This window comes from Amycolatopsis sp. EV170708-02-1, assembly GCF_022479115.1.
Classification (GTDB): Bacteria; Actinomycetota; Actinomycetes; order Mycobacteriales; family Pseudonocardiaceae; genus Amycolatopsis.
Window position 1 is genome coordinate 4,603,310 of the sequence record NZ_CP092497.1, and the last position, 12,159, is coordinate 4,615,468.

Genomic DNA, 12,159 nt, shown 5'->3' on the forward strand with positions numbered 1-12,159 from the left:
ATAGGCGCCCGCGCCCGCCAGTGCGGCGGACTCGCACGGAAGGACGACCACGTCTCCCGTGCGGTCGCCGACGAGACAGCGTCCGGGGGAGTATGCGACGGCGACGATGGTGAGACCGGGCAGCCGGTCGAAGTCGCTCGCGATCGCGGCGCGGGCGTCCGCGACCGGATGCGGTCCTGAGTGGACGAGCACATCGGCGAGCGACGCGCGGGTCCCGCCGTTCGCGACGGACAGGAGGAACGAGCTTCCCGCGGCTTCCACGCGACAGCTTCCGGAGTGAGACGGGCGGCTGAGGCGCAACCGCGTTACAGAGGTCGCCATGGCAGCACCTCCGCCATCGGCACCGGAGACACGGGGACCGCCCTGACGGGTTCGGGCAAGCCGAGAAGCCGGTACATCTCGGTGCGCAGGATCGCACCGGCCCGGCCCGGCCGGGACGAGAGCAACTCGCGGACCTGCTCGGCCACGCCGGCGGACTCCGCTTCGCGAAGCAGGGGGAGAAGTGAACTGCCGGGCGTCCAGCGGGGCGCGTGTTCGGCGACGATGGCGCTGGGCGTGCCCGGCAGCAACGGTTCGGTCCCGTCCGCGGCCAGGAGCACCGGTTTGCCGATGCCCGCCGCATAGCCGGTCACGGAGCCGTAGTCGCCGATGACGTGGTCCGCGGCGATCAAGGCGGCCCGCCAGCTCCCTTCGGGCCGCAGAAGCTCGAGCCCGGACCGCAGACAGTCGGCCAGCCAGGTGCGGATCTGCCAAAGGCTGTGGTGCGACCAGATCTGGGGGTGAAGGACACCGAGCACCCGGAAGTCCTCGGGCGGAAGCTCGCCGAGCACCCGCTCGAACAGGTCGTGGTGACGCCCGAAGGCCGACCGATCGGACCAGGTCGAGGTGACGACCACCAGACGCCGGTCGTCGGTCACGCCGAGCCCTCGCCGGTAGTGATCGCGAAACGGCAGACTGGCGGTGAGCCGATCGAGTGCGATGTCGCCCGCGACGACGGCGGCCGGCACCGCGCGAGGGCAGGTCTCGGCGAGGACGTCCCTTTCACGGTCGTGGACGAGCACGATCGAGTCGGCGCGTACCCGTCCTTCCCGCATCAACTGGCCCGCGTCGAGTCCGACCTGCGGACTCCAGCCGGAGCCGGCGCCCGGAGGCCGCCACGGCCGGTACTGCCCGAATCCGCCGCCGTGCGGGACCAGCAGTACCGGCCCCGCGACTTCGTCGATGCCGCGCTGGCTGGCGGCGAGGACGAGGTCGTACTCGCCGCGCCGGGCCTGTGCCCAAGGGAGGACTATTCCGCCCTGCGCCTCCACGAAGTCGTGAGTGGCACGCCAGGATTCCCATTCCGGGACGGTGAAGGTCGCCTGGACGCGATGGTCGGCCTCGAAGAGCGGGAGCAGATCGAGGAGCCGGTTTCCGGCGACGATGTGCGGGATCATCACCAGCACGGATTTGATGCCCTTGCGTGTCGCCCAGTGCTGATCGTTACCACCCACCGGACTGCGGACCCACGATAACTCGGTCATGACATTCCCCTCGTTCGAACTCCGGTATCCGCAGTCAGCATGGGAGCGAGCGTGGAGAAAACGGCTTCGGCCGGTTGTCAGTTCATTGACAGATGATCAACGGTGATCGCCGAAGTTTGACAATTAAGCCGATGACCTGGCCTTATGCGCGGGCGGATGGAAAAATGATCCGGCGGGACAGGGGTGGCGAACCCGGGTTCGCCATGGGGAAGGGGCGCACTCGTGGAAATCGCTTTCGGAATTCTCGGGCAGACGGCCATGCTAATGCACGGGAATGTGGATGTGAACTGGGCTGGTCCTCGGCCGAGGCAGGTGCTGACCGCGTTGCTGACGGTGCCGAACCGTCGATTACCGCTGGACGTCGTCGTGGACTGGGTGTGGGAAGAGCACGAGAAGGCGCCGCAGGACGCTCACTCGACGCTTCACCAGAACGCGACCAAGCTGCGCCGGGCCTTCGACGAAAAATCCGTTCCCGCGAAGGTGAGTGTGGGCAAAGCCGGTTGCCTGCTGGAGATCGAGCCCGCACTGATCGATCACTTCGGCTTCCAGGCCACGATGGACAAGGCCCGCCGGTTCCGCGGACTCGAGCAGCACGACCGCGCGCTCGTCGAAGCGCTTTCGGCTGTCCGGCTGTGCCGGGACGAACCCTTGGCCGATCTGCGGACAGAGCGTGCCGACGCCTGGCGCGCCTTATGGGAGCGCAGTGTGTGGATACCCGCCAACGCGTTCGTCGTGGCGGAGCAATTGGCGACCGGACAAGCCGATGCCGCGGTGCGAAAACTGGCGGAGCTCGAACAGACGCATCCGAGGGAACTGAGCTTCGAGAAATTGAGAATTCGAGCGCTGGCCGAAGCCGATCAGCCCGCCGAAGCCGCGGACTTCTTCCGGGTGACGTATGCCCGTTACCGCGAGGCGGGGGAGACAAGGGCGGCGGAAGAACTGCGGGCGGTCAACGACAAGGTACTGATCCGGCCGGAACGGGTGATTCCCCGGCGTAAACCGGCCCCGCTCGATTCCACTGGCCAGAGCGAGCACGTGATAAGGCATTTGCCGCCGGACGTCGACGATGTCGAGGGAAGGGTCGACCTGATCGCGCTGCTCGACGCCTACACGACCGATTCGGCGGGCGCGCCGAAACGGGCGGCGGTGGTGGTGACCGGAGGACCCGGGGTCGGGAAGACGACCTTGGCGGCCAAATGGGCCCATCGTGCGGAACGACGGTACCGGCACGGCGTGGTCATGCTGGATCTTCGCGGTGACAGTCAGGTCGCGAAGGCCGACGCCGGCGAAATAGTCGACACCCTCTTGTCGTTGCTGGATTTTCCGGTCGACCATGTGGTCAATCCGGTCGCCCGTGCCGCGAAGCTGTCGTCCCTGCTCGCCCGGCGCTCGATGCTCGTGATCCTCGACAACGTGCGCAGTTCCGATCAGGTCACGCCACTGCTGGGCGTCCTGTCTTCGTGCACGGTACTGATCGTTTCGCGGTGGCGGCTGAAATCGTTGTCGGCGAAGCTGACTCCGCCGGTGATCACGGTGTTCCCCCTCGCCGACCGGTATTCCTCCGCCCTGTTGACCCGGCGAATCGGTCACCGCGCGCGAGACGACGCGGAAGGAGTCGAAGAGCTGGTGCGGCTGTGCCGGGGCAACCCCTTGGCACTGACCCTGGTGGCCGAACGTGCCATCTCCCGGGCAGGCACGCGGATGCGGACCCTGGCGAGCCACTTGCGCGACGCTGACCTGTTGCTGGACCTCGGTGACGAGGGCGACTGGCCGGGGATGAGCCTGAGGTCCGCCTTCGCCCTTTCGTATCAGGACCTCGAGCCCGCCGAACAGCGCGTGTTCGCCCTGATCGGCCTGCACCCGAGCACCGAGATGACCCCCGCGGTGATCGCCGCCGCGGACGGGCGTCCGGCGTCGGAGGTGCGGCGCTCGCTCGACATACTGGTCGCCGCGCATCTGATCGAGCACCCCGCCGACCTCGACCGCTATCGCGTGCACGACCTTCTCCATCTGTACGCAGCGTCCCTGGCGACCCAATTGTCCGATGTGGACCTCGCGCGGAGGAAGATGTTCGAGTTCTATCTGCGCGTGGTCATCGACGCGTATCGCTTGCAGTTCCCGCACAAAGAGCTGCTGAACCTGCCTCCGATGGTCCGGGCGGCGCCCACGCCCGGCTTCCGGAACGCCACCGAAGCACGGCAGTGGGTGCTGCGGGAACGATCGTCGATCATGGCGATCAGCGCGGCGTCGGAAGGTGTTCTCAACGGTATTTCGTATCTCCTGCCCGCGATGGCATCGGAGTTCTTCATATTGCAGGGGATATACCCCGACGCGGTCGAGGGGCTGACCATCGCCGTCCGTGCGGCGACGGCGCAAGGCGACATGGGCTCACTGGCTTCGTGCCTCAACGATCTCGGGGTCGTGCATATGCTCAGCGGCGCCGATGACGCGGCCGAGCGGTGTCTGTCGCGCGCGCTCGAACTGGCCGATGCTCACGGGATCGCGATCGGCGGCGTGACGGTCAGGCTGAATCTGGCCCGAGTGCATTTCCATGCCGGTCGCGCGGCCGAAGCGGTCGAACGGTACCGGAAGGTGCTTCCGTCCGTTCGCGCATTGGGCGAGCCGGTGTTGTGCGCCAGAGCGGAGCACCGCTTCGCCGACGCGCTGGTCGACATGGGCGGTCACGACGAGGAAGCGCTCGCTCTGTATCGGGAGGCCTTGAGGCATCGGCGTGAAGCCGGTGACGCCACTGATCTGATGCGGGCACACGCGGCCCTGGGGGCGTTGCTGGTCCGCCTCGGCAGGCTCGCCGAAGCGTCGGTGGAATGCCGCGCGGGAGAGGCGTTGATCGAAGCGAGTCAGGATCTCCCGACGATCATGAAGCTCAACACGGTGCTCGCACAGCTGCGGCACGCGGAAGGTGACGACGCGGCGGCGTTGCGGCACGCGCACCGGGCGGTCGCCCTGGCGGATCGAACCCAGCACGCGACCGGACAAGCGAGAGCTCTTGGCGTCCTGGCCGCCATCGTCTGCGAGCACGGCAATCCCGAAGCCGCGCGGGAACTGTGGCAGGAGGCCGCAGAGCTCTATCGCGGGCGGGCGCGGACGGCGAAGGCGGACGCGATCGAGGTGCTGCTGGCCGAACTGGACGCGCGTGGACCACTTGTCCCGAGCACTCGCGACGGTGACCGGGACACGGTGGCGATGCCTTCACCGCATCTGCGGATACTCCGTGGACGTCGCTCCTGAAAGCTTCATTCGGCGTTGGTGGGTGGTCGCCGAAAGAGTGGCCGGTCTCGTCGTGCCGTCCACTCAGGGTTGTTTTGACGATTGGTCTGGACACGCGTTCGTGATGAATATTTTTCACGAATTTCGGGGATCGGGCGTCGGGCGCCCGAGTCGTGGGCCCTCATGGCCCGCCTTGGCGGCGCTCAACGACGGCGGTTTGCGTGGACGCAGGGGAAAGCCGCACTTCAGGCCTTCGTGTGACGTGTCGCTACCACCTGTGGAGCATGAAGTGTGGTGGGGTGCCGAAAGGTGCTCTGTGGGGAGCTTGTAGGCTGCCGCCGTAACTCACAAGAACACCGGTCATACCCTGCTCGATACCTGAACGAGTGCTTCGTAACCGCAAAGATTCGACCTAATCTTGCTGAGTCGACACACGATATACGACGTGAAAGGACGCAGTCGACCGTGAACGGACCCGGCATTTGGATTGTGTACGCAGCGTGACGGTGATCGTCGTGCGGTGCACATAGGATCCTGGTTCTCCGGATGTGGCGCCCATCCGGAGAACCGGACCTCTAGTCGGATCGGGGCGGCTATTGCCGTCCGCGGGACGGAGGACGATGCCTTCCGCGAGCAGGATCCGGCGAGTCTGGTTGTAGCTCATGCCGTGGATGGCCGCCAGCTGTCGAATGCTCCTGCCGGCCAGGTACGCGTTGACGAGCCCCGGCGGAGTAGGAGGGAGCTGGATCTTCGGTGGTCGCAGTGTGACTCCTGCGGCCAGCAAGGTGGTTCGAACCTTTTGATAGCTCAGCGCGTAGCGCTTGGCCAGGCTTTCGATCGTCGCGCCGTCGTTGTAGAGGCGGGCGAGCTCGGCAGGTTCGCCCTGGGGGTCGTCGTCGTTCTCGGTCACCGGATCATCGCCGCCCCGCCGCCGATCGATCGTCGTCCGATACGTGGATCCTGGTCGTCCAGGCTCCATTTCGATCCTCCAGACAAGTGCACGGAGGACTCAGTCTCACACCGCCGACCGGGTATTTCACTCGAATGTGTCACCCTTCACCGGCGTGTTGTCGACGAACTGGCGGGCGCATGGCCCCTATTCGGGGAGATTCCGGACCGCAACTCCATCCCCCGGAGGCGTTCGACCCGTCCGGCGGAAAGAAACCAACGGGATTCTCGCGTATGGAGGTACCGCCGCTCCCCTGATCGCTGTTGAATTGGACCAGACCATTCACTGGCGATTGGAGTCCCTCATGACGCGACGGCACCTCCGCCGGGGGTTGTCCCTGGTGGCCGGGCTCGCCCTGGCGGGCGCGCTGCTCCCGGCCGCGAGCGCCGCGAGCAGCGCGGAAACCCTGGAAGCGCGGGGTGTTCCGCTCGGTGAGCTGACCGCCACGGCGACCAAGGTCGCGTCCGGGCTGGTGAACCCGACCGCGATCACGGCGCTGAACGACGGGAGCGGCCGGATCCTCGTCGTGGAGAAACGAGGGGTCGTCCGGGCCTACCACCCCAGGACGGGGCTCGCCACCAAGCCGGTACTGGACATCAGCGACAAGGTGAACGGCGCGGACGTCGAACGCGGGCTGCTCGGGCTCGCGATCGCGAAGGACAGGCGGGCTTACGTCGCGTACACCCGTAAGTCCGACAGCGCGGTGACGTTGTCCCGGGTCCGGCTCGACACCGGTGAGCTCACCGAGCTGATCACCCAGCCGCATGCCGAGTTCCCCAACCACAACGGCGGCCAGCTGGCGTTCGGCCAGGACGGATTCCTCTACTGGGGATCGGCGACGGCGGCGGAGGCGGCGATCCGCTGGCCAGCGGGCAGCGGCTGGACACGCTGCTGGGCAAGATCCTGCGCGTCGACGTCGGCCGCGAGTGCCGTCCGCTGCGGTACTGCGTGCCGCCGGGCAACCCGTTCGCCGGTGTCGCGGGGGCGCGGCCGGAGATCTGGGCGTACGGGCTTCGCAATCCCTGGCGGTTCTCCTTCGACCCGGCCGACGGTTCGTTGTGGATCGGCGACGTCGGCCAGGGCCGTTTCGAGGAGGTCGACCACCTCGCCAAGGGCAAGGGCGGCGCGAACTTCGGCTGGTCCTGCAAGGAGGGGCCGGTCGTGTTCGACGAGACGCGCTGCAAGGACGGGGTGACCTACACCGAACCGGTCTTCCACTACATCTCCGGCGCGGAGGGCTGCGCGGTGATCGGCGGGCACGTCTACCGCGGCCGGAAGTACGCCTCGCTGGCGGGCGGTACCTACCTCGCCACCGACTTCTGCCAGGGAACGGCCTGGGCCGTCCGCAAGAAACCCGACGGTGGCTACGAAAGCGCCCGGATCGGCCAGTTCCCGCTCGACGCCACCACGCTCGGCACCGATCAGAACGGCGAGCTGTACCTCGCCGACAAGCAGCCCGGCGGGCTGCACCGGATCTCGTTCGCGCGCAAGGGCTGACCCGGCTTCCCCTGCCGCGTCCGCCCGGCGCGGCAGGGGACCCGATCGCGTTTCATCAAGTTTTCATCCTCCCTCCATAGCTTGGGTTCGTTCGGTGAATTCAGTGATGGAGGGCGACGTGGAGCAATCATTCCCACCCGGAGGCGCGCAGTGGCCGCCGCCGCAGGGCTGGGTCCCGCAACCGGTACCGGCGCCGCCCGTCCGGAAACCCCGGTGGCCGCTGTTCGCCGGGATCGCGGGGCTGGTGCTGGTGCTCCTCGCGGGTCTGACGACCTGGTTGTTGTGGCCCTCGAAGGCGGGCCGCGAACCCTTCGAGCAGGCACTGGCGGGCCTTTCCTCGGCGCCCGCCGTCCGGAACAGCACTTCCGCGGTCGGCGGGATGATCGAGACGGACGTCAAGACCACGGCGTACGGCGAGACCTCCGGCACGATGTCCTTCCAGGGCAAGAAGATCGAGATCCTCGTCGTCGGCGGCAAGGTCTTCTTCAAGGCGCCCGACGGCCTGCTGCCGGGGGCGCGGGCGGAGTCCGCCGAGGCCGAGGATCTCAAGGATCGGTGGATCACCGGTGAGGACGCGCTGTTCGGCCCGGTCCTGCAGCAGTTCGAGTCCCCGGAGAAGCTCGCCGCCCGGCTGCGCGAGGCGCTGGAGCGGGCGGACGGGATCACCGAGGACCAGAGCATTCGGGACGTCCCGGCAATCAAGGCGAGCACGCCCGCCGGCGACCTGTACGTCTCGAAGGAGGCGCCGCACCGGCTTCTCCGCTATTCGGTGAAGATGCCCTCCATGCCCGGCGTGGAATCACAGCCGCAGATGCCCGCCGGCGCCGGTCTCGGAGAGTCCGATGTGGACGCTTTGTCGCCGGCGGAGACCGTGGCCGTCTACGAGAATCTGATGGCGAACACCCAGAAGCTGTCCGGCGCGGTCGACACCGGCGTGCGGTTCGACATGGACGGCGCGGCCACGGTCGCGTGCGGCGGCTCGGGCTGCACGGTGACCGCGAACGTGTCCAACTCCGCGTCGGCCAACAGTGGCGGGAAGGTCACCGGCCAGGTCAACGCCACCATGACCGCGAACGTCACCATCGGCGGCCGGTCGGCGGGCAGTTGCCGCAACACGGCGACCCTGCCGCTGAACGGCTCGGCTTCGATCAGCTGCGTCAACGGCGGGGCGGGCAGTGTCTTCTCGGCCGTCGAGGCGGAGAAGAAGGCGGACGCGGAAGCCCGGTCGCGAGCGTCGGGAGGGGTGCCGGTGCAGTACCGGATCGAGAGCATCGCGTCGGTTTCCGTGCTGGCCGAAGCGATCGGGCAGGTCGAGATCACCCGGCTGATGGACGAACTGGGGCAGCGGCGGTCCAAGCTGGGCGGCAACTGACACCCGGTCACCAGGGGACGTCGAAGTAGCCGCCGGTCGGGCCGAATCGGTGCTCGTCGCGGATCTGCGTTCGGCGGCCGCCCGCTACCCGGCCGATCAGCGGCCGGCCCGGCTGATCGCCGAGCTGTGGTGCCGTCGGACGGCACGAATCCGCCCGCAAGATCATCGACCACCCGTCGGCCGGACCGGTCGAACTGGACTGCGACGTCCTGACCGTCGAGGGCTGCGACCTGCACATCACACAGACCCTGACCGGATAGAGAACAGCGCCGGGCGAACGGCTTCGATGCCGCGCGCCCGGCGCTTTCGCGTCCCGTTCGTCCGGGTCAGTCCGTGCCGGATTCGATCGCGGCGTGGTCGAGCAGTTCGTCGTCGCCCGAGGCCTTTCCGCGCGAGGCGATCGCTTGCGCGCCGCCCGCGTCCATCGCCCCGATCAGGCCGGTCGACGCGGCCTGCGCGGCGCCGATCAGCGTCGGGTGCCCGCCGCCGACCATGCCGAGCCCGGCGTACTGCTCGAGCTTGGCGCGCGAGTCGGCGATGTCGAGGTTCCGCATGGTGAGCTGGCCGATCCGGTCCACCGGGCCGAACGCCGAGTCCTCGGTGCGCTCCATGGACAGCTTGTCCGGGTGGTAGCTGAAGAACGGGCCGGTGGTGTCGAGGATCGAGTAGTCCTCGCCGCGCCGCAGCCGCAGGGTGACCTCGCCGGTGACGGCCGCGCCGACCCACCGCTGCAGCGACTCGCGCAGCATCATCGCCTGCGGGTCCAGCCAGCGGCCCTCGTACATCAGCCTGCCGAGGCGGCGGCCCTCGTTGTGGTAGCTGGCGAGGGTGTCCTCGTTGTGGATCGCGTTGACGAGCCGCTCGTACGCCGCGTGCAGCAGCGCCATACCCGGCGCCTCGTAGATACCGCGGCTCTTGGCCTCGATGATCCGGTTCTCGATCTGGTCGGACATGCCGAGCCCGTGCCGCCCGCCGATCGCGTTGGCCTCCAGGACCAGGTCGACCGCGGTGGCGAACTCCTTGCCGTTGATCGTCACCGGCCGGCCCTGCTCGAAGCCGATCGTGACGTCCTCGGGCGCGATCTCGACCTCGGGGTCCCAGAACCGGACGCCCATGATCGGGTTCACGATCTCGATACCGGTGTCGAGGTGTTCCAGCGACTTGGCCTCGTGCGTCGCGCCCCAGATGTTCGCGTCGGTGGAGTAGGCCTTCTCGGTGCTGTCCCGGTACGGCAGGTCGTGGGCCTGCAGCCACTCGGACATCTCCTTGCGGCCGCCGAGCTCGCTGACGAACGCGGCGTCCAGCCACGGCTTGTAGATCCGCAGGGACGGGTTCGCGAGCAGGCCGTAGCGGTAGAACCGCTCGATGTCGTTGCCCTTGAAGGTGGAGCCGTCGCCCCAGATCTGGACGTCGTCCTCGAGCATCGCGCGCACCAGCAGGGTGCCGGTGACCGCGCGGCCGAGCGGGGTCGTGTTGAAGTAGGTGCGCCCGCCGTTGCGGATGTGGAAGGCACCGCAGGACAGCGCGGCGAGACCTTCCTCGACCAGCGCGGCCTTGCAGTCGACGGCGCGCGCGATCTCGGCGCCGTAGGCCTTCGCCCGGCCCGGGACCGACGCGATGTCGGGTTCGTCGTACTGGCCGATGTCAGCGGTGTAGGTGCACGGCACTGCACCCTTCTCGCGCATCCACGCGACCGCTACCGAGGTGTCGAGGCCGCCGGAGAAGGCGATCCCGACGCGTTCGCCGACAGGCAGAGAGGTGAGTACCTTGGACATGATGGAAGTATATGCATAGGAGTGTATGACCATGCAAGCCGGGGTGAGCGGGGCAACTCGGGCGGGTGGCCGGGCGTAGACGTGACTCGCGTGCTTGAAGGCGTAACTCGCGTGCTTGAAGGCGTATTTCTCGTGTGCGGCCTTCAAGCACGCGAGTTACGTCCTTAAGCACGCGAGTTACGTCTTCGGGGTCTTGACCTGTCCGCGGCGGCGGCCGCCGCGAATACCTGGCATGAAGACTTCGCGGGCCGTTCGGGAACCACGCCTCCCCTTCTTCGGGGCGGCGCTGATCGGTGTCGTGGCCCTGGCCGCGGCGCTGGCGGCCGGCCATCTGGTGGCCGGGTTCATCAGCGCCAACGCCTCGCCGTACCTCGCGGTCGGCAACGGGGCGATCGATCTGACGCCGGTCGGGCTGAAGGACTTCGCGGTCCGCACGTTCGGCGTCTACGACAAGCTCGTGCTGCTCGCCGGGATGGCCGTGGTGATGGTGCTCGCCGCCGCCGCGGCCGGGATCGTCTCGCGCCGGTCACCCGTTCCGGGAATCGTGCTGATCGCCGCGTTCGGGCTGCTGGGCGGACTCGCCGTGTCGCAGCGCCCCGACCTTACGATCGTCGCGCTGCTCGCCCCGCTGGCCAGCCTGATCAGCGGGGTCGTCGTGTTCCTCTGGTTGCATCGCCTGGCCTCGGTCAAGCCCCAGGTCGAGGCCTCGGGCACCGCGCCGTCACGCAGGTCGGTGCTGCTGGCCGGAGCCGGTGCCGTCGTCGCCGCGGGGGTGGCCGGTGCCGGAGGGCAGCTCCTCGCCGGCACACGTGACGCGGAGTCCTCGCGGGCGGCCGTCGGGCGGCTCGTTCCCGCCGAGCCGGCGCCGCCCATCCCGGCCGACGCGGACTTCGCGAAGCTCGGCACGCCGACGTTCCTCACCTCGAACCGCGACTTCTACCGCGTCGACACCGCGCTGTCCGTGCCGCAGGTCCGGGCCGAGGACTGGAGTCTGCGCCTGCACGGCATGGTGCGCGACGAAAAGCGGTACAGCTACGACGACATCCGCAGCCGTCCGCTGATCGAGCGCACCATCACCATGACCTGCGTGTCCAACGAAGTCGGCGGCACCTACGTGTCCACGGCGAACTTCATCGGCGTGGACCTCGGGGAGCTGTTGCGGGAGGCCGGGGTCCAGCCCGGGGCCGAGCAGATCTTCTCCACCAGCGTCGACGGCTGGACAGCGGGCAGCCCGGTCGTCGCCGCGCTCGACCCGGAGCGGGGCGCGATGCTGGCGATCGGGATGAACGGGGAACCGCTGCCGGTCGAGCACGGTTTTCCCGCGCGCATGGTCATCCCCGGTCTCTATGGCTATGTTTCGGCGACGAAATGGGTCAAGGATCTGGAGATCACCACCTGGAAAGCGCGCCGCGCGTACTGGCTGGATCGCGGCTGGGGCGAACAGGCCCCGATCAAAACGCAGTCCAGGATCGACAGTCCGAAAGGATTCGAAACGGTACCCGCCGGCAAAGTCCGGATCTCGGGTGTCGCGTGGGCGCAGCACACCGGGATCGAACGGGTCGAAGTTCGGCTCGGCGCGAACGGAAGCTGGCTGCCCGCAACGCTTTCCCGCGAGGTGGGGGTGAACACCTGGCGGATGTGGTGGACCGAATTCGACGTTCCGGCGGGCAGCCATCAGGTCACCGTCCGGGCTGTCGACAAATCCGGCTACACCCAGACCGACGCCCGCGCGGGAACCGTTCCCGACGGGGCGACCGGCTGGCACGTCATCAGTTTCACCGCGCGGTGATCGGCGTCACTCGAAAGGGTGGCAAT

7 protein-coding genes and 1 pseudogene are annotated in these 12,159 nt (G+C 68.0%); 4 read left to right on the forward strand and 4 right to left on the reverse strand.

Annotated features, from left to right (window positions below; genetic code table 11):
* Positions 1-305: 305 nt before the first annotated feature.
* Entirely contained in the window at positions 306-1,523 is a 1,218-nt protein-coding gene (locus tag MJQ72_RS20845; protein WP_240601045.1) for a hypothetical protein, read from the reverse strand.
* Between the two features lie 282 nt (positions 1,524-1,805).
* Here MJQ72_RS20845 and MJQ72_RS20850 point away from each other — a divergent pair, with 282 nt between their 5' ends.
* Positions 1,806-4,772 (forward strand): tetratricopeptide repeat protein, encoded by a 2,967-nt coding sequence (locus tag MJQ72_RS20850; protein WP_240601046.1) that lies wholly within the window; start codon positions 1,806-1,808, stop codon positions 4,770-4,772.
* A gap of 391 nt (positions 4,773-5,163) precedes the next feature.
* Here MJQ72_RS20850 and MJQ72_RS20855 read toward each other — a convergent pair whose 3' ends face one another.
* Positions 5,164-5,661 (reverse strand): helix-turn-helix domain-containing protein, encoded by a 498-nt coding sequence (locus tag MJQ72_RS20855; RefSeq protein WP_240601047.1) that lies wholly within the window; start codon positions 5,659-5,661, stop codon positions 5,164-5,166.
* A 343-nt stretch (positions 5,662-6,004) separates the two neighbouring features.
* Here MJQ72_RS20855 and MJQ72_RS20860 point away from each other — a divergent pair.
* Both MJQ72_RS20860 and MJQ72_RS20865 read left to right on the forward strand, forming a co-directional pair.
* Positions 6,005-7,197 (forward strand): annotated as a pseudogene (locus MJQ72_RS20860) (PQQ-dependent sugar dehydrogenase).
* A 118-nt stretch (positions 7,198-7,315) separates the two neighbouring features.
* The gene (locus MJQ72_RS20865; RefSeq protein ID WP_240601048.1) at positions 7,316-8,569 is read left to right on the forward strand and encodes an SON protein; all 1,254 of its coding nucleotides are present in this window, start codon (positions 7,316-7,318) and stop codon (positions 8,567-8,569) included.
* A gap of 7 nt (positions 8,570-8,576) precedes the next feature.
* Here the strand turns inward: MJQ72_RS20865 and MJQ72_RS20870 are convergent, their stop codons facing one another.
* Both MJQ72_RS20870 and argG read right to left on the reverse strand, forming a co-directional pair.
* The gene (locus MJQ72_RS20870) at positions 8,577-8,807 is read right to left on the reverse strand and encodes a hypothetical protein (protein WP_240601049.1); all 231 of its coding nucleotides are present in this window, start codon (positions 8,805-8,807) and stop codon (positions 8,577-8,579) included.
* Positions 8,808-8,895: 88 nt separating this feature from the next.
* Entirely contained in the window at positions 8,896-10,344 is a 1,449-nt protein-coding gene (gene argG / locus MJQ72_RS20875; protein WP_240601050.1) for an argininosuccinate synthase, read from the reverse strand.
* A gap of 232 nt (positions 10,345-10,576) precedes the next feature.
* Between argG and MJQ72_RS20880 the strand changes: the two genes are divergently transcribed.
* Entirely contained in the window at positions 10,577-12,133 is a 1,557-nt protein-coding gene (locus tag MJQ72_RS20880) for a molybdopterin-dependent oxidoreductase (RefSeq protein WP_240601051.1), read from the forward strand.
* The last annotated feature ends 26 nt before the right edge of the window (positions 12,134-12,159 follow it).